The organism is Nodosilinea sp. P-1105 (genome assembly GCF_012911975.1).
GTDB lineage: Bacteria > Cyanobacteriota > Cyanobacteriia > Phormidesmidales > Phormidesmidaceae > Nodosilinea.
Window position 1 is genome coordinate 54,479 of the sequence record NZ_SMDQ01000015.1, and the last position, 18,793, is coordinate 73,271.

Annotated in this window: 14 protein-coding genes; 4 read left to right on the forward strand and 10 right to left on the reverse strand. The window is 55.4% G+C overall.

Annotated features, from left to right (window positions below; all coding sequences use genetic code 11):
* Positions 1-43: 43 nt before the first annotated feature.
* Complete coding sequence (gene dnaB / locus E1H13_RS09215; protein ID WP_169613118.1) at positions 44-3,052, reverse strand: replicative DNA helicase; 3,009 nt, start codon at positions 3,050-3,052, stop codon at positions 44-46.
* A 361-nt stretch (positions 3,053-3,413) separates the two neighbouring features.
* Entirely contained in the window at positions 3,414-3,872 is a 459-nt protein-coding gene (rplI, locus tag E1H13_RS09220) for a 50S ribosomal protein L9 (protein ID WP_169613119.1), read from the reverse strand.
* Between the two features lie 76 nt (positions 3,873-3,948).
* Between rplI and E1H13_RS09225 the strand changes: the two genes are divergently transcribed.
* Positions 3,949-4,182, forward strand: a complete 234-nt coding sequence (locus tag E1H13_RS09225; protein ID WP_169613120.1) for a lipopolysaccharide assembly protein LapA domain-containing protein — start codon at positions 3,949-3,951, stop codon at positions 4,180-4,182.
* A gap of 505 nt (positions 4,183-4,687) precedes the next feature.
* Here E1H13_RS09225 and ctpC read toward each other — a convergent pair.
* The 3 genes from ctpC to E1H13_RS09240 form a co-directional block, all read right to left on the reverse strand.
* Complete coding sequence (gene ctpC, locus E1H13_RS09230; protein ID WP_169613121.1) at positions 4,688-5,986, reverse strand: carboxyl-terminal processing protease CtpC; 1,299 nt, start codon at positions 5,984-5,986, stop codon at positions 4,688-4,690.
* A gap of 205 nt (positions 5,987-6,191) precedes the next feature.
* Entirely contained in the window at positions 6,192-6,809 is a 618-nt protein-coding gene (locus E1H13_RS09235) for a hypothetical protein (RefSeq protein WP_169613122.1), read from the reverse strand.
* A gap of 153 nt (positions 6,810-6,962) precedes the next feature.
* Positions 6,963-9,569: a M1 family metallopeptidase gene (locus E1H13_RS09240; protein WP_169613123.1), complete on the reverse strand. Its 2,607-nt coding sequence runs from the start codon at positions 9,567-9,569 to the stop codon at positions 6,963-6,965.
* A 363-nt stretch (positions 9,570-9,932) separates the two neighbouring features.
* Here E1H13_RS09240 and E1H13_RS09245 point away from each other — a divergent pair, with 363 nt between their 5' ends.
* Positions 9,933-10,562: a hypothetical protein gene (locus E1H13_RS09245; protein WP_169613124.1), complete on the forward strand. Its 630-nt coding sequence runs from the start codon at positions 9,933-9,935 to the stop codon at positions 10,560-10,562.
* Between the two features lie 407 nt (positions 10,563-10,969).
* Here E1H13_RS09245 and E1H13_RS09250 read toward each other — a convergent pair whose 3' ends face one another.
* The 3 genes from E1H13_RS09250 to E1H13_RS09260 form a co-directional block, all read right to left on the reverse strand.
* On the reverse strand, positions 10,970-11,716 hold the full coding sequence (locus tag E1H13_RS09250; RefSeq protein WP_169613125.1) for an SIMPL domain-containing protein: 747 nt from the start codon (positions 11,714-11,716) through the stop codon (positions 10,970-10,972).
* A 200-nt stretch (positions 11,717-11,916) separates the two neighbouring features.
* A complete protein-coding gene (locus E1H13_RS09255; protein ID WP_169613126.1) occupies positions 11,917-13,203 on the reverse strand; it encodes a GTPase in 1,287 nt (428 codons plus the stop codon).
* 239 nt (positions 13,204-13,442) lie between these two features.
* The gene (locus E1H13_RS09260; protein WP_169613150.1) at positions 13,443-13,832 is read right to left on the reverse strand and encodes a hypothetical protein; all 390 of its coding nucleotides are present in this window, start codon (positions 13,830-13,832) and stop codon (positions 13,443-13,445) included.
* A 113-nt stretch (positions 13,833-13,945) separates the two neighbouring features.
* On the opposite strand from E1H13_RS09260, the gene queA reads away from it, so the two are divergent.
* Together queA and E1H13_RS09270 are read left to right on the forward strand one after the other, a co-directional pair.
* Positions 13,946-15,040, forward strand: a complete 1,095-nt coding sequence (gene queA, locus E1H13_RS09265; RefSeq protein WP_169613127.1) for a tRNA preQ1(34) S-adenosylmethionine ribosyltransferase-isomerase QueA — start codon at positions 13,946-13,948, stop codon at positions 15,038-15,040.
* 723 nt (positions 15,041-15,763) lie between these two features.
* Positions 15,764-16,429 carry a hypothetical protein gene (locus E1H13_RS09270; protein ID WP_169613128.1) on the forward strand — a complete coding sequence of 222 codons (666 nt, stop codon included), beginning with the start codon at positions 15,764-15,766 and terminating at the stop codon, positions 16,427-16,429.
* A 56-nt stretch (positions 16,430-16,485) separates the two neighbouring features.
* Here E1H13_RS09270 and secG read toward each other — a convergent pair whose 3' ends face one another.
* Positions 16,486-16,734 (reverse strand): preprotein translocase subunit SecG, encoded by a 249-nt coding sequence (secG, locus tag E1H13_RS09275; protein WP_169613129.1) that lies wholly within the window; start codon positions 16,732-16,734, stop codon positions 16,486-16,488.
* A gap of 294 nt (positions 16,735-17,028) precedes the next feature.
* Entirely contained in the window at positions 17,029-18,627 is a 1,599-nt protein-coding gene (gene gpmI / locus E1H13_RS09280) for a 2,3-bisphosphoglycerate-independent phosphoglycerate mutase (protein ID WP_169613130.1), read from the reverse strand.
* Between the last annotated feature and the right edge of the window lie 166 nt (positions 18,628-18,793).

Genomic DNA, 18,793 nt, shown 5'->3' on the forward strand with positions numbered 1-18,793 from the left:
TCAGCCCAAGTCCCCTGGGATCTTGACATCCTGTACCCATGCTCTAGATGCCTGGGGTAGCCAGGTTGCGGAAGCGGGTGAACTGGGGTTCAAATAATAACTTAACGGTCCCCGTAGGCCCATTGCGGTGTTTGGTGACAATGATTTCAGCAATGCCGCGATCGGGGGTATCTGGGTCGTAGTACTCTTCGCGATACAGCATCATAATTAGGTCAGCATCCTGTTCAATTGCCCCTGAGTTGTGGGAAACAATGCCGTCTGCTAACCACGAAGCAGGCCCCGGTACAGTCAGGTCATAGACTGGCTCTTCCCCTACAGGCTCGATAGAAACAACCTCATCCCAAAAAATATCGGCTGAGGCAATCTCTTCAAGGTCTTGGGCTACCGCAACTCGACTTCCTTTCTTTAGATACTCAAGTGGCTGCCAGCCGTCGAGGGTGTAGAGCCGGTGCTTTTCGGTGGCTCGAATTTTGCGCCCGCTAGCAGTAGTCAATTCATAAACCGGACGAGTACCAACTTGCCACACCAAATCGGCCTTAGCCTGGGTGAGCTTACCATGGGCATCTAAGCTAATTACCTCTGGGGTACTGCCCACCAACGCTTGAATCGGCACTCGTTGACCGTTGGCCAGGACAACCAGCGTATCGCCAGTGACGCACTCCCGTAAATCGCTCATCATTGGGCGTTTGTTGGTGCGAGATTCGACCCCCCGGCTGAGCTGGGAGAGGGCAATGATCGGCACGTTCAGTTCCCGGGCCAGGCCCTTGAGCGATCGCGTCATCTTCGACAGCTCCTGCACCCGGTTATCACCGCCCCCTTCCATCAGCTGCAGGTAGTCGATCAAAATCAGCCCCAGGGCACCTCCCTGTTCCGCCTGCAACCGCCGACAGCGGGAGCGAATCTCGGTCACCGAAATATTGGGGGTATCGTCAATGAACACCGGCATCTGGGACAGAACGCTGATGGCATGGCCTAGCTTTTCCCATTCATGTTGGGCAATGCGCCCGGTGCGCAGGCGGCTGCTCTCCATTTCCACTTCGCTCGACAGCAGGCGATAGACCAGCTGTACCTTGGACATTTCCAGGCTGTAGATCGCCACCGGCAATTTCTGGAGGGCCGCAATGTTGCGAGCAATATTCAACACAAAGCTGGTGTTGTGGACACAGATATCGTTGGCCACAAAGTTGTGGGTATCGGGAACGGTGAGATCGTAGACCTGCTTAGTCCCCTGGGGTTCGATCGCCACAATCTCATCCCAGTAGACATCGCTGGTAGCGATGTGCTGAAGTTCGCTATGCTCTAGGGCGGTTGCCAGGGCAAACAGGCGATGGCGGCTGGGTGCCCGTTTGCCAACATGGATATTGCTGGTGCTCTGGAACCCGGCACGGGTGGCCAGGGAAGCCCAGGATTTATCGCCCTTGGCGGCACGAAGCATCTCCCACACCTCAAGGGGGATCAGGTCGCGGTTGGTCTGGTAGCGACGGCTGGTCAGGGCCGTTGCCACCTTGGCCAGGGCGGCTTCTTTGCCAAAAATCCCGATGTCACTCAGGAAAGTCTTGATCGAGGGAGCATCGGTGATGTCGAGTTGCCAGGCGGGGCGGTGGCTATCCAGATATTTAACAGATCGGGCTTTGAGCTGAGACAAGATGCCAAACCGCAGCAGCAAATGCTGGACTTGGCGGGCCAGGATTTCGCTAACGGTGGCAAACCCCAACTGGGCTTGTCCCGAAGCCAGCACGGTAGCCCAGCCATCGGTAGCAAATAGGCGATTCAGGAAGAGGGCGAGGAGCGATTTGTTGAGCCGAAAGACAGCCGCCGGAATAGTTTTCTGGTGGGCTGACTTACCCCAGCTCCCCAGCTCTTGCAGCCAAAGTGTCAGGTTGTTTTGACTCATCCAACGGATGGTGGCAAGGCCGCCTTGAGACGTTTCTTGGCGTACCTTTACCCCTGGGAACTGAAGGGCGGCGGCAGTAAAGTCGGCCTGGATAGCCGGGTCCTGGTTGGTGAATTGGGGTGAGGTACTTGTCAGACAGCCATCGCCGATCAGGTAGGCCAGCAGCTTAACCTGATAGTCAGGCAAGGTTTCGGTGCCAAACACCGGCAGTATTCTGGGCACCGCTATTTTTTGACCCACGGCCAGCTCTGCCAAGGGCCGCCAACCCTGAATGGTGAGGTAGGGGTGGCTCAGGGTAGTCTCGATCTCTCGTCCCGATCGCGTTTTCACCCGAAACACCGGCTTTTGACCGTCGTCTACGTAAGCACTGGGCTGAGTGAGCCGCAAGCGCCAGTCAGCCCCCAGGGTGAGCAGGGAAGCAGACTGCTGCTGATAAATCTCGCCAATGGTTTTGAGGCTGCCATCGGCCAGCACAATCTGGGCATCAGCGCTGAGGCATTTACCCATGGATGGTCTGGCCGCCGCGATAATCAGATCAGAGCGCTGGAACCCCTGGGTCATGGCATCCAGGTCATAGAAGCCACAGGGTACACCGGGCAGCACCACCCCCAGGGAGCGCTGCTCAATTTCTGAGAAGGTATCGATCAAAATATCTGAGGTGGCGGTCAGGCCTCCCTGGGGCCGCACCTGGGTAATGCCAAACAGCTTTTGCTCTGACTGGTCCAGGACATTTTCCAGGGGAATGGTGGTGTCATAGCCCAGCTGCGAAATCTCGCCCCCGGTCTGAATCAGCAGCCGCCGGGTGTACTTATCCATCACCAGGGTGGCGTACTGGTCGATGTTGGCAGCACTGGTGGTGCGATCCACCAGTTGGGCAATGCGGGTTTGCCCTCCCACCTTCTCCAACTTGTCGTGGTCTTTTAACCAGACCGTGATCGTCATCAAATCCGTGGGCTGGCCCTTGGCATGCAGGTCCAGGGCCGCCCGATAAATATCTTTGTGGGCCCCAATGTAAAAGGCATCAGGGGTGAGGATTTCCATCACCCGGCCAATGGCTTCAGGATCTAGCAGAATGCCACCCAAGATCGCCTCTTCGGCCTCAATGTTCTGGGGTGGTAGGCGATCGCTGACCGCATCAAACTTGAGATTCTGAACCATAGGACTCTAGATATGGCGGCTGGGGTCAGGGTTTGGCCTAGGCCATCACTATATCAAGTTCATCTTGGGGTTGGGGCACCGATTCACCGAGAACGCCGGTACAGAAACCTAGCTGCTTGGCCAGCCAGCCGATTATGTCGCTTGAGCAGCGACGAAGCAACCGGGGTTTTAGCCATACTGACCGATACCCTAGAAGAACCCGCAAACAAGTTCTTTTGTACTATATTATAGAGCTAAAATAGCCCCAGACATTCCATGCCTGAGGCTACCTTGGGTGGTTCTAGCAATTGGCCTAAACCCACGGGGGCAATAGAAGAAGCAGAACCTCTGGGGAGTATTCCCACGAAGAGCAAGGGACGACCTACTCAGCGATCACCCGCAGATTTACTGTGGCGGTTACTTCAGGGTGCAGCTTGATTTCTGCTTGATATTCGCCCAACTTATTGATGTCGGGAACGCTGATGTCGCGGCGATCGACCTCTTTGCCAGAAAGAGACTTAATCACATCGGCCACATCAGAGGAGGTGACCGTACCAAAAATAGCGTCGTTCTCACCCACCGGTTTCTGAATGGTAAACATGCCGATGGTAGACAGGGCCGTTTTGGTGGCTTCGGCCTCTTGCTTAATCTCTAGCAGGCGCTGCCGCTGCGCTTCCCGTCGTCGTTCCACCTGCTTTAGCACACCGGGGGTGGTGCGTACAGCCTTACCATTCGGAATGAGATAATTACGTGCATAACCAGGGGCCACCTCTACCAGGTCGCCGTTATACCCTAATTTGCGAATATCTTCTGTGAGAACTACCTGTACCCGTTTTGCCATGATTCTTCTCGTATAGCCCAGTTGACTATACTACTCAAAAGACATGTGCATTGGCAACTACTAGATCTTGACTGCTATGACTAAACTTGTCCTTGCCCTAGTACCCGCGTTGTGGGTGGTGGCGATCGCCATTATTGCTGTCCAAAACGCCACTCCAGTGTCGATTCAATGGCTGACGTTCCAGTCCATTGAAATACCGTTTGGGGTGCTGCTAGCCTTTAGTGCCGCTGGGGGCATGATCGCCGCCGCCCTGGTACTTATCGTCCTCAGCAGCAAAGGATTCAGGCGTCCAGCCCGAAAGCGAAACTAAACTAGTGCAGCGTCAAGACTTGAATTTAGGGTTTCCAGATGTAGAGATTTGTGGTGTCGAGGTCCGAAATCCCCTCCCTTGGAGGGGTAGGGGTGGGTCAAGCAAGCCCGAAAAGACCCACCCCGCCCTCCGGGCACCCCTCCGTGGGAGGGGATGAAATGTCCTGATGTGTTGAAGCAACCTCCCTGAAGATTAAAAGGCTTTTGCAAAGCACTTACCCTAATTTTTAGTCTTGACAGACCACTAGTTAGTCTTGACAGACCACTAGTTCCAAGCCCGGACCTGGAGTTCTGCCTGGGGGAAACTCCAGATCCCGAGCTGGACTTGGTATAAGTCAGGTCTCCGGCTGGCCGTGAACCGCGACCCTGTTGATCCGCCTCTTGTGGCTTGATAGATCACTAGTACCGCTACGAGGAATTAAAAATGCAAAGTTCAAGGTGAAAAATTGCTGCTGCGCCAGGATTTTAAGCGTCCTGAACAGTAGGCTGATTTCTGCCTTTCTGTACTAGTTGCTGGGGGCAACCGTCAGGTTTTCCCCGGACTGGGCCGCCCGAATCACATCGTTCAGGGTATCGAAAGCTCGGGCAAATTGTGGGTCTTCACTGGTGCCAATGCGATCGCGGTCTTCGGCCAGTAGTTCCCGTTCCTGATCGCTCAGTTCGACAGCGATGTCAGGGTCAATACCGTGCTTGTCTATATCGCGGCCGCTGGGGGTAAGATACTTGGCCACGGTCACAGCTACCCCAGAGCCATCCCCCAGGCTACGCACTGACTGCACCAGCCCTTTTCCAAAGGTGCGGGTACCCACTAAGACAGCCCGTTCATTATCTTGCAGTGCCCCAGACAAAATTTCACTGGCACTGGCCGAGCCGCCATCCACTAACACCACCAGCGGCTTATCAGTGAGGGCCCGGTTATTAGCACTTTCTTCATCAGCAACACCTTGGCGGTTCACAGTGGAGACAATCGTGCCATCGTTTAGCCACATGCGAGCAATGTCAATACTGGAATACAGTAGCCCCCCCGGATTAGAGCGCAAATCAAGAATATAGCCCGTTACCCCCTGCTCTTCAAGAGCCTCAATGGCGTCGCTCATTTCGCTGGCGGCATTGGCACTGAACTGGGTGAGGCGAATGTAACCCACTGGCCCTTCAGGACCGGTCTGCACGTCATAGCGCACTGGATGAATCTCAATGCGAGCTCGGGTAATGGGGACATCCATTTCGCGGTTGTCCCGACGAATGGTCAGCACCACCTCAGAGCCAACGGGTCCCCGAATCTTACTGACAGCATCGTTCAGTTCCATGCCTTCGGTGGACTCGCCATCAATGGACAGAATCACATCCTTAGAGCGAATTCCAGCATCTGCCGCTGGGGTATCTTCAATCGGGGCTACCACCACAATCTCTTTAGTATCTTCATCCTGAGAGATTTGGATGCCGACACCAGTCAGCTCCCCGGAGGTATCAACTTGCATGTTGCGGAACTCTTGGGGATCCATGAAGCGGGTATAAGGATCATCCAGTTGCTCCAACATCTCGCGGATGGCCACGTAGGCCTCTTCCTGATTGGTATAGTCGCGCTCTAAATATTCAGTGCGGACCGCTTCCCAGTCCACCTGATTGAAGGTGGCATCCACATAATTACGATCAATCAGCTGCCAAACTTCATCCACCAGCTCCTTTGGACTTTCTTGGAAGAAGGCTTTGCTCTGGGACAAATGCAGCCCTGCCCCGGTCACCGAAACCGCAGCTACAGCTAGGGCAGTTGCGCTTAAAATCAGTCCCCGCTTTGCAATTGTCATATGGCTTTAGAGTTCTAGCAGCAAATTACGCCCAATCTAGCACAGACCACTGGGTTGGGAAGGGAAGATTTGATCAGGAAATCAGCCCCTGTTACTAACATTAACAATAGATCTCAGGACTTGCCTATCTCACCCTGTGACAGTCAGACAAGTTGCCCAACCCGACCAACCAGTCCAATCCGCTATCTTTCTGTACTAATCTGTACTAATTGGAGGCCAAAATTCCAGTCAGGCACTGAAAAAGTTCTTCCAGGTCGGCAGGCACTCGGTACAGGTTCAGGTCTTGCTCGATCCGCCGTTGTTGGCGATGCAGCCGCCCGAACTGCCACACGTCCCCTGTGGACACAGCACCGTAGAGTAGCGGTTCCTCTGAGGTAGTCCAGCGATCTAGGGCAATCAACTCGACGGCAAGCTGGGTGAACCCCCGGGCCAAATCAGCATTTTTAGCCTCAATAATCAGCAGACTGCGATCCGTGTGTAGATAGTAGTCTAGGGAACCCCTGAGCTGTTCGGAGACGTTAACAGAGTATTCAATCCTTAGCTGGGCTTGGGTCTGGTCGATCAGTGCTAGCACAATAGGCGAAATTAAAATTTCCCGGCGGGCGGCTTCACTGGTGAGGCTGACATAGGGTAATCGGCGCTGGAGACTACTTTTGAGCGCTTTAATTTGCTCAGCGTTACCGCTAGCGTTTGGCAGTGTTAGCGATCGCCGCTCTAGGGCAATCCCAAATTCTGCCAGAATATCGTCTGGCTCGTAGGCCATTTCAAAATAGTTGCGGAAAGTATAGCCTTTCCCAGGCTCTAGAATACTGGGCTTAGTCATCGCAACTCACCCTAGGGACCTATCTATCCTAGCTTTGAAAGCTGGGTGAGCCATCGTAAAACCTGACAAGGTCTACTGCTGGGTCTACGGCTATCGGATGACCCTGCGTTCCAACCAACCAGATTTTTTCGGCCGCCCCCAGTGCCCTGCGGGTCACTTTGCTTTGGCTTCTAGGGCTTCCAGGCGACTTTTCAACGCCTGATTTGTTTTTTTCAGCTCATCCACCTCCTGGGAGAGCTTTTCCACCGCTTTGTCTTTGCCAATTGCCTTTTGCACCTGCTGCGCGGCTTCCTGGGCGCGACGACGGACGCGGCCATCCGGGGTGTGGTCGGCCAGACTTTGCAGAATACTGATGGCCCGACTGGTCTCCATGGTGCCGAGGGCTGACACCGCCGACACCTGGGTGAGGAAGAAGGTTTCGCTGGCAATGGTGTCGAGCCGGTCTAGAATGCGCTCGACATTAGGCTTGCTCTGGCCTGTGGAAATAGTACCCAGGGCGCGAATAGCCGCCAGCCGCAGAGCTTGGGGGGTGCCAGCCTCGGTGTACTTCAGCACTAGATCCAGAGCATCTTCTGAGGTTTTAAACTGGCTGAGGGCGGCGATCGCCCCGGAGCGCACCACCTCATTCCAGCCCTGGCGTTCTTTGAGAATGCTCTCTAGCAACTTCAGGGTCTTTTTGTGCTTGGGTTTGTCTTGCCAATCAGCGGCTCCCACTTTGCCCAGAGACCGAATCGCCTCCGCCTCGACATAGTAGCTGGGATCCCCCTTGTCGGCTACAGTTTTGAGCGCCTTGTAGCTAGCGGCGGCTTTAATCCCCCCCAGGGCACCGACCACCGCCCGCCGCACCCGGGCTTCTGGATCTTTAAGTCCTTTCAAGACCCCATCCACTGCCTGGTCCAGCTTCACGGAGGCCAATTGCTCGGCAACTTCTACCCGCACTCCCCAGAAAGGGTCATCGGTGAGAGCGGCCGTCAGCGCGGTGACCGCTTCCAGGTTACCTTTCTTGGCCAGGGCGATCGCGGCTTCAATCCGCGCCAGGGGGTCGGGATCATGCTGGAGCTGGGCCTTCAATTCAGCCATAGGATACTCTAGCTCCACCGTCTTCAGAGTGTGGTTGCCCAGATCAAAGCTAATGAAGTCGGGCTTTTTATCTAGCGGAAAGAACAGAGCCTGCTCTCGCTCGTGGATCCGCACAGTGAAGGGTTTCACCTCCACCTTTTGGGTTTTGCCGTTGCTGACATAGCCAAAGCCCATGGGAATGCGCAGGTCAAACAGACCGCTGGTACTGCTGGTATCACCATCCTTGGCTTGGGTTTGGGTGACGGTGACCTTGGCTAGGTTACTGTCGCCGTCCCAGTTATAGGCCACCTTATAGTCAGGATGGCCGCCCCGCAGCACATACTGGTCAAACAGCGGCCGCAGGTTGCGCCCGGTGGCTTTGTCGATCGCCCGCAACAGATCAATGGTTTCCACCGTGCTGTGGGCGTTGTCCTGCACAAAAGTCTGAATCGCCTGCCAGAAGAGGGGGTCCCCCAGTTCGGCCCGGATCATGTGGTAAACGCAGGCCCCCTTTTCATAAATATGACGGTCATACAGCTCAATCGCCTCCCGATAGATGTGGGTGACCATGGGGCGGCGATAGCGGCTTTTGTCTTCGCTGAGGTAGCTGCGGGCTTCTCCCAGTCGGTAGTAGGCCGCGTCATCGGGGCCGTACTCCTGCTCGGTCCACATGATCTCGGAGTAGGTGGCCATGCCCTCCTTCACCCAGGCGTGGCTCCAATGGTTGATCACCAGCAGATCCCCAAACCATTGGTGGGCCAGCTCATGCACTACCAATGATTCAGAGCCACGATTGTCCAGGGCGGCCCGTTCATCCAGCAGGCAGCGATCGGTGAGGATGGTCACCGAGGTATTTTCCATACCGCCAAAGATAAAGTCGGCGGCGCACACCTGGGCGTACTTGGGGAAGGCGTATTTATAGCCGTACTTGTCGCTGAGAAAGGCCACCATGCGGGGGGTCTTACCCATGGTGAGCTGGCCCTGATCGCTGCGGTCTTGCTGCACATAGTAGGTGACGGGAATATCTTGCCACTGGTCTTGGATGACATCGAACTGGCCCACAGCCAGGGCCATCAGGTAGGTGGGGTGCACCTGCTGCTGGTGCCAGTGATAGATTTTGTGGTCGCCGTCTTCGCTGGTGTCCACCAGTTCACCGTTGGAGACCACCTGGTATTGGGCCGGTACCCGCACCCGAATTTCTGAGGTAGAGAGCATGCCGGGATAGTCGAAGCAGGGAAACCAGAAGCGGGAGTCTTCGTCTTCCCCCTGGGTCCACACCTGCACCGGTTTGTCGGGATAGTGTTTGTCTGGGCCGATGAAGTAAAGGCCCCGTTCCGGCTGTTCCAGGCGATAGGCGATGGTGAGGGTAAAGCTCTGCCCGGCAACGGTGGGTTTCTTCAGTCGAACCTGTAGCTGCTCACCGTCGTAGTCAAAGGTTTGTTTGGCACTGCCCAGCTTCACCGACTCGATCTGCTGGTTGACGGCGTCCAGGGTGAGGCTGTCGATGCCATCCCGCACTGGGTTAATCCGGATCTTGCAGGTGCCCTCGCAGATCTTGGCCTCCAAATCCAGACTCAAGTCCAGGGCGATGTGCTCGACCTGCCCAGGGCGATCAGGATTGTAGTGGGGCTTGGCTCCCGGCATTTCAAAGGACTTATAACCGTTGTTGTCATCCCGAAACAGGCGAAGGGCGGAGGGCATAGGTCTGAACCTTAACGAGGGGGCAGGCTACTGGCAAAGGTCGCCCGGGGGGCAGGGCTAGGGCATCGGTACAGTCTGTCAAGGTCCCAGGGTTCTGCCCTGGGATATTCCAGAATTCAGGGCCAACTAGCCTGAGAATTCTGGGATCTGTACCTTCCCTAATACAACAGATTAGCGTTTTTACGCAGAGGCTACACACTATTGCAACGGCTCTTAGGATCCGCCGTTATTCAGCTGGCTGACTGAAGTTGGCCAGATCTGAGCAGAAGATCGTTTATCCTATGGACGCTATGGACAGCCGCTGCTAGATTTGGCGGTTGTGACAGATGATTCTTCAGTACATTAAACGAATGAGGTACGACAGTGATTAGAACTAAACTGGTTGAGCTATCCACCTTGAACGCAGCGGCCTATCGCCAGAAGCTGAAAGGGGGCAAAGCCGGGATTGTGATCATGCGCTACGACAGGGAGCAGCCTGGCTTAGCCTCTGTAGACCGCCGCACGGGCGAGCCTGAGCCTTCCTCCAACAACAACCCTGAGGTGTTTCCCCTGGCGGCCTTTGAGGAGGCGATTGAGCTCACTTCAGGGATGCCCTACTCTCGGCGGGGGCCAGTGAAGCTAAGTAGCGAGGAGGAAGCACCGGGCACCGAAGCGGAGACCCCGGAAGAACTGGCGACGGTGGACAGTGCCGAATATCAAGCGGTGGTGGATGCCTACACCAACAAAAAAGGCGAGTTGTCCTATGCCCTGCTCAACAAAGACTTTATTCAGTTTGCCAAGTCCAGCAAAGTGGTGGCCGATATGGTAGCCAGCCGTGCCCCGGTAGAGGATATTCGCAACCATGTAGTACGGGTCAAGCTAGAGTCCCTAACGGGTAACCAGGAGCTGACAGACGCTCAAATCCAGCGGATGGTGGCTATGCTGGACGACGTCAGCCCCCGGGGAGTATTTAAGGAGCTGAATGACGAAATCATTCGCATGCTCAGTCGCTAACCATAATGTGAAAACCCCTTTTGCCAAGGGATTCCTTTCAGGGTATTCCTTTCATCTTTCTGCTTTCTTGGACTAGAAACCCCGACGGGCAGGAGAGACAGTGCCTGTCGGGGAAGCTGATCTGGCTAGGGCATCGGTCCAGGATGTCGAGATCCCAGGGCTCTTAGACTAATTAACCAGGATTTTTGGGGTATCCCAGGGCAGAACTCTGGGATCTGATACCGAATCCGATCTGCATAACCCCGATTCCCAAGCAGCCAACCCGTAGGGGCGAACCCAAGTGTTCGCCCGATCAAATCGGGGGTAGTCCAGCAGGATTTGGTATGAACCGGCGTTTTATACCAAGTCCAGCTCGGGATCTGGAGTTTTCCCACAGGCAGAACTCCAGGTCTGGACTTGGATCTGGTTTAGTAGCGAATCTGTAGGGTGACGCGCGCCTCTACGGTTTGTTCGCCGCCGATGACTGGTGTTGAGGCTTCGGCCAGACTATCGGCACTCATCGCCCGAGGCATGGGCTGGGGAGGGGGAACAGCTGCCCCATCCAGTTGAATGCTGACAATCTCTTGGGCACTAAGGTTGAGGCTAGCTAGGACGGTGTCAGCCTGGGCCTGGGCATCGGCTACGGCCTCGCGTAGGGCTTGCTGGCGGGCGGCGTCTAGGGCGTCGTCGTCGGCCAGAAAACTGACGCTACGGATTTGGTTGGCCCCGGCATCGACGGCGGCGTCTAGCAGAGGGCCGACCGCTTCGGTGGGCATTTGAAAGCTGACGGTGTTGCTGCCGCTATAGCCCACCAGGATAGACTCACCATCCTCATAGCGGTAGCGGGGACTGAGCTGAATGCCTGTTGTTTCCAGGTTTTCCACCTGGCGCGATCGCAGCAAGTCCACCACCGCCGTCGATCGCCGGGCGATCTCCTGCTGCACCGTGGCTGCATCAGGCCCCTGGGCTTCTACCCCCAGAACCACCTGGGCTTTTGTCGTCTGTACTGACTGCTCACCCTGGCCCGTTACAGTTAACGTACGCATCATTATCTCCTGGGCCATCGCCCTTGGGGTGATCAAAGGGGCAAATCCCCAGCTACCGACCAGGGCCACAGAGGTCAATACCACCGCTCCCAGCCGTCTGACTCCATAGTGTTTCACAGGCTGAATCATCCTCACACCGCCTTTTTCGCATTGCCCATTCAATCTGCCATAGAACAACGATTGGTAATCGTTGGTTACCAAATTGGTAACTTGCCGCATTCAAAATCTGGCTAACCCACCCCTGCCCCTCCCAGGAGAGGATGTCGATACCAGAAATCCAAAATCCAAAATCTGGCTGCCCCTCCCAGGAGGAGATGTCGATAACCGATCTAGATCGGTCGCCCTTCATCCTTAAACCGGGCTTTGGCCGTGGAAAAGGCGTCTTTCATCGCCGCCTGAATCTTCTGGGGATCGGGCTTTTTGCCCCCCATCAAATCCCCAAAGTAAACACAGGCCCCTTCCCCCAGGGCCCAGGTGTAGGCGGCAGCCCAGGAGGCGGCAATCACACTGCCCAACCCAGGGATAAATTTGATCAGTTCTCGACCAATGGCTTGGGCAAAAAAGCCCCCTGCGATCGCGCTAGCCACCCCTCCGGCCTGGGACGGAGTGAGGATTTGACCATAGAGTTTACCCAACAGTCCCACCATGGACACTTGCAGGGCAGTCAGCACGGGCATGGTGGCAAACGGCAGCGGTACCGCCGCCAGGGTAGCGGCCATCACTGCAAACGCAGAGATATAGTGGCGGCCCACATCTCGATAGAGGTTACCCAACTGTTCAGAGGCGTCATCCTGTTCATCCAGGAGTTGGTACAGGGCTTGAGCCTCCGCCTCGGGTAATAAATCCGCCAGGGCATCCCGGAGGCTCTCTAGACCGTAAAACACCGGGTCAAAGCCGTCCTCTTCGAGGGTAAAGTCGATCAGCACGGTGCCATCTACCAGGTCTTTAAAGCTGTCCTGGATGACCTGAAAGGGACGGCTGACGGTTTCAATGTCGGGGGGATAGGGGGGATGGTTATGGAGGCTAGGGGGGTAAACCTCGTGCACAGCGGTAACCGCTAGCAGACAGGGGATCGCTGGAAACTGCTGACGTAGATCCTGGGCGATGTGTCGCAGACTATCGAGGGCAAAGTCACTAATTTTCACCGTTAGAATCAGAATGCGAGCTTTGCCACTACTGACTTGTAGGTCCTGCACCAGTTCGGCCACGATGCTGTCGGTGGACTGGGTAACATCCCCCAGGCCGACGGTGTCGGTAAAAATCAGCAGGGGTAAGTCCTCGGATGGATAAGCATAGCGCTGGGTGTTGCGGGTGTGGGGCTTGAACCCCTGGCCCACAATGTCAGCAGAGACCCCTGTCAGGCCGCGCACAATCGAACTTTTGCCGGTTTGGGGTTTGCCGATCAGCAGGGCTTCGGTGGTGGGCAGTTGTTGCCGCACCGCCGCTAAAATCTCCGCTATTTTTTCGTCGTCGACGTTGAACCAGCGGCTAATCTGTCGGGTCGGTCGTAACTGGCCCACTTGGTGAGTGACCTGGTGCCACAGCCCCGCCAGCGGGTTGGACTTGGATTCGCTGGATTGTGGCGGATGTGATGATGTTTTTTTTGGGTGGCCCATTCCCGTTCCCCACGATGGTGCGTCTGGCCGATGGCACTGAGTGACAATGTCTTTATCCTATAGTGCCAGCGGGTGTATGGGGTCGGTGGGTATCCCACAGTCGCAAGAGGCATAGCCGCAAGCGTTAAAAGAGGCCGGGTAGCGCCGCTATCTACAGCAGCTACCCGGCCTCTAAAGCTAAAGTTAAGCCCTCACCAACGATCTACCTAGGGAAAGCTCCTGGGCGCGATCCCCATAGCTTACGCTAGGGTTTCCGGGCAGTAACCTAGCCCCATTACAAACTGACGCCGAAAGGCCTCAATTTCTTCGCGATCGGGGGTGCCGTGGGACACAATGGCTACCTGGTAACGGCGCATGACATCAATCGGCGATTGCCCGTTTTCTAGACCCCACAGGGCCATCCGCACCCGAATGCCTGGGTCGTAAGCGACCCCCAGTTCATTCATGTAGGCTCGAAAGTCTTCGGCATCGGAGGGGGTAATGGCATCATTCATCTTGATGCGAATCACCCAGCCGTCAATTTGGTGAATCACTGTCATGAACATAAAGGGTAGCCTGGGGGTGCCCAATAGATGTTCAACCACTCGTAAGGTCAAACTGGCATTGGCAAGGTAGTAAGTGTATTCCATTTGAAGATTCCGCCAGGTGCTACAGTTCTTATTGTCGTGGTTGGGGTTCGGGTTGGTTAGGGGCATTCCCCCCGTCCTGACCTGGGTGTATCCCCCCAAAGCTGTTGTTCCCAATGTCCGACTGCTCTTCCGTAGATTACTCATTAGCCGCCTACCAGTACACCTTGCCCCCCGAGGCGATCGCCCAAACCCCTGTCATTCCGAGGGATGCATCCCGCTTACTGGTGGTAGAGTCGGCCACTGGCCATCAACACCGCCAGTTTCGCGATCTACCCCAGTTGTTGCAGCCTGGGGATTTGCTGGTGGTCAACAATACCCAGGTGATCCCAGCCCGGTTACTCGGGTACAAACTCGGTGGTGCCCAGGTGGAAGTGTTTTTGCTGGAGCAACAGGCCCCCGATCAGTGGCTTGGGTTGGTGCGGCCTGGGCGGCGTCTTAAGCCCGGGGCCACCATTCAGTTTGGCCCTGATCCCCAAGCGCCGCTGCTCACGGCTCAGGTCTTGAGCACCGATGCCGACACCAAGGGGCGCATCCTGCGGTTTGAGCACCGGGGCAACGGTACCCTTTATGAGGTAATCCAGGCCCTGGGCCAGGTGCCCCTTCCTCCCTACATCACTGACACCACCGCCTCCCCTGACCAGTACCAAACCATCTATGCCGAGCAACCAGGGGCTGTCGCCGCCCCGACAGCGGGTTTACACTTCACCCCCGAGCTTTTTGAGCGGCTTGATCAGGCCGGAATCGGGCGATCGCAGCTGACCCTACATGTGGGCGTCGGCACCTTTCGTCCGGTGGAAACCAACAATATTCTGGAGCACAAGATGCATGGGGAATGGATCGACGTACCCGCCGATACCGTGGCCAAAATTCAAGCTACCAAAGCCCAGGGAGGACGGGTGATTGCCGTGGGCACGACGGTAGTGCGGGCCTTAGAAGGGGCTGCCCAGGCGGGGCCGTTGCACCCCTGGCAGGGTAAAACCAACCTCTATATCTACCCAGGCTATCGCTTCCGGGTGATCGATGGCTTAATCACCAACTTCCACCTGCCGGGATCAAGTCTACTGATGCTGGTCAGTGCGCTGGTTGGCCGCGATCGCCTACTAGATCTCTATGAGCAGGCCATTCAGCAGCACTACCGATTTTATTCCTTTGGCGATGCCATGTTGATCTTGCCAGAGGCGGTCTTGCCCCAGGCGACTCCGATATGATTGGCTCGCCTTAGATGGCGCTAACGGTTGCCCTGCCATGATCCCTGCTGGGGTCCGCTCGCTCAAGGGTGAGCTAGATTTCCATAAATAAAGTTTTGGCGAAAAATCTCGCAATAAACAGCTACATTTCAAGGTCAATTTATTCGCTAGTCGCTATTCTAAGTAGTATATTGAGCAGCAACACAGCCGCCGCCAGATCACGGGTCAATTCAGCCTTAAGGTAGCCTTGGCTCCGGCGGTGCAGTGGTCTATAGCTATGGCTCTATGCCCACAATTAGCCGTCTAAAATTTTAGCGATCGCGATCTGGTTTATGACAGCTAGGAAACAGGCTAACTCTCACTACTTTAGCGGTGTGATTGGGGCATAGTGAAATGGCACTGAACTAAGCCTGATCGGCAGTGCCCACCCTAGGGCAGGTCAAGCCTTTCGGCGATTCGCAAGGGTTGACCTCAGCTGATTTCAGTGACAGTTGGGCATCGTGGGTTTGCAAACCCGATGGTAAGGACTCGCGGAGCCCCTGAACCTCCCCTAACAAACCCTAGGAATCGGGGAATAGACCCTAGTTAAACCCAAGGCAGCGAAGCTAGCCAGTAAATCCGCACTCAGTACTCGGTGTGGGTCTCGCCATTACTGCGACGACTGAATTGCCCTAGCCGCCAGGCGCCGCCCCCAGGGGCACTGCCAAGTTGCTCACTTTTGATCATTTCGCCGTTGTATTCCCTATGAGCAATTTTCTCGCCACTGCCAGTTTAGTTGTCCTCACCACCAGCGCCTTGGGTCTATGGATCAGGCCCGTAGACTCTACCGTCAATTCTGCTGATGGGTTTTACAGTGTCAGCGCAGCAACCAGGGAAACAGCAGCCACCATCGATCGCTCTTTTGAGCAGTTGGCTAACGCTCCTGCCAGCATCCTCACAGACATTTGCCTCGACTTGCCCCATTGGCAGCGCCCTTCCCCCGACGATCAGGTGAAGCAATTGGAGGCCATGGGGCGCTATGAAGCGACACTGATCCCTGAAACCGTTGCCGAGGACAGCAAAGATTGGTGGCACCACGACGCTTTTTCCTTTACCACCTATGGCCTTAGTGCCCGCACTGATCCCCTCTATTTATCAGGGGTTTGGACGGCTATGGATCAGATTTGGGATTGCTATAGCGATGACCAACCAGAACGAATTAATGCGGGGGAACTGGCCGAGATCTGGTTACTAAATCATCGCCTGGTGGATCTCCAGTGGCAGGAAGATCACTATTTGTTAACAGTCGAGCCCAGCCAAGGTGGTCTCCAGCTTGTGCAATTTCAGCGTCAAGACATAGCGACTCAACTACCGCTAACCCTGATTACCACCGATGGCCAGGGATTGCCGATTCTGTCGGGTGACTGGTAAAAACATTTTTTCCAGAACAGGAATTCAATATCCCCTTTGGATAGACGCTCAGTGAACTATAGCGTGGGTGGAGGGGCATCCAGCCAACCACCGCTGAGTATCACTGTCATCCCCATGAACAGGACAGTCAAAATCCAGGTGGCACGGTTTAGGGTCGTTTCTGCACTTTTGGTGCTGGTAAACAGTTGGGCTTGACCTCCCAGCCCCCCTAGACCGTCTCCCTTGGGACTGTGTAACAGCACCAGCGCCGTTAAGCCCACTGCCGAGATTACCCAAATCGCCGTTATTACAGTCGTCGCTGACATATATGCTTACCACCTAACGTGTCAAAGTCTAAACCCGAACCGGGGAAAGTGAAGTGACTTTGGCACCCGCTTTCGCTGTGGGTCAAAATCACCCATTTGCTATGGTACCGCAGATCCCAGACGAGCATCAGAGATTGCTGTGCCTTAGGTATCCCATCAAGTTAAAGATGACGGGCTGAAAGGGTTTACGGCTCACGGTTTAAAGTCTACGGATGGCCCAGAACCGCAGGCCGTAAACCGTGAACCCCAGTTGGCAGAATCCACCCTTATCAGATTGACTGAGCCCTAGGTGCCCTAACGGGTTAGCTTCACCGGGGTGCGGTTAGGCCGCATTTCTACCCCCGCTGGCAGGAACATAGAACGCCCAGTCATTTCCGGCGGCTGGGGCAGGTCCAGCAGTTGCAGAATTGTGGGGGCAATATCTGACAGCCGACCATCGTCTCTGAGTCTAACGTCACCACCGTGGGCCGGTACCTTCAGCTTTTCCCCTTCTACCAAAATAAAAGGAACTGGATTAGTGGTATGGGCCGTCCAGGGCTTGCCATTTTCATCCCGCATCAGCTCAGCATTGCCGTGGTCAGCAATGATAATCGCAGTGCCCCCGGCTTTACCAATGCTGTCAATCAGACGGCCCAGGTTGCGATCGACCGCCTCTAGGGCCGTGATCGTGGCCTCCATCTTGCCAGTGTGACCCACCATGTCAGGATTAGCATAGTTAATCACCACCATGGCATAAATTCCCTTCTCAATGGCTGCGATCGCCGTATCGGTCACAGCCTGGGCAGACATGGCCGGGGCTTTGTCATAGGTGGCCACCATCGGACTGGAGATCAGCTCTCGATCTTCTCCGGCGAGTGGCTCTTCCAGACCGCCGTTAAAGAAGTAGGTGACATGGGCATACTTTTCAGTTTCAGCCGTGCGAAACTGCTTGAGCCCGTGGTCAGCCACCACTTCTCCCAGAATATTACTGAGGTTTTGGGGATGGAAGGCGACGCCAACCGGCAACTCTGCATCATACTGGGTCAGGGTGACAAAACTGAGGGGATCAACCAGCTGCCGCTCGAACCCTTGAAAGTTAGGGTCAACCAGGGCCTGGGTTAACTGGCGAGCCCGATCAGGACGGAAGTTGAAGAAGACCACACCATCCCCAGGGGCAATGGCCCCTGGGGCTAGTCTTACGGGTTCGATGAATTCATCCTGGATGCCCTCAGCATAGGACGCCTGCAAAGCCTCTAGGGCAGATTGACCGGTGCCCTCCCCGGCATCGGTCAGCACCCGATAGGCTTTTTCAATCCGATCCCAGCGATTGTCACGGTCCATGGCGTAGTAGCGACCACTCAGGGTGACCAGGCGTCCAAGCCTCACTGATGCCACATAATCTTGAATTTTCTGCACCGCATACTGCCCTTCTGTGGGCTTTGTATCGCGGCCATCGGTAATCACATGGATGCAAACCTCATCAATGTCTTGGGCCTTGGCCATCTCAATCAACCCAAATAGGTGGTTGAGGTGAGAGTGTACGCCGCCTTCGGAGCACAGGCCGATCAGATGCAACTTACTTTGGCGATAGCGTACGGCCTGGCAAACCCCTAGCAATGCTTCGTTTTCCTGAATGGTACCCTCTTCGACGGCATCGGAAATACGCACCAGCTCTTGGGGCACAATCCGACCAGCACCAATGTTGAGATGACCGACCTCAGAATTACCCATTTGCCCCTCGGGCAGTCCGACATCTTTGCCAGAGGTACGAATCAGGGTATGGGGATAAGCAGTCCATAGACTATCCATCACAGGAGTCTTGGCGGCGGCAACAGCATTACCGTCAGCGGAGTCCCGGTATCCCCAACCATCGAGGATAACCAGCACCATCGGCGGCACAGATGCTTGATTCATGGGTAAGAATCCTTGTGATTTCGACTAATATCTCAGCGATCATACCACCTGGTTTTTGGGGCTAAAGTGCCCAATCCATGGCAGTAGTTTGCTCTACAGTTGGTCGATGCTAATGATTGATGAGTGGTTGTCGACTTTAGGTTAGCCTAGGCCGCATCGGCCCTAT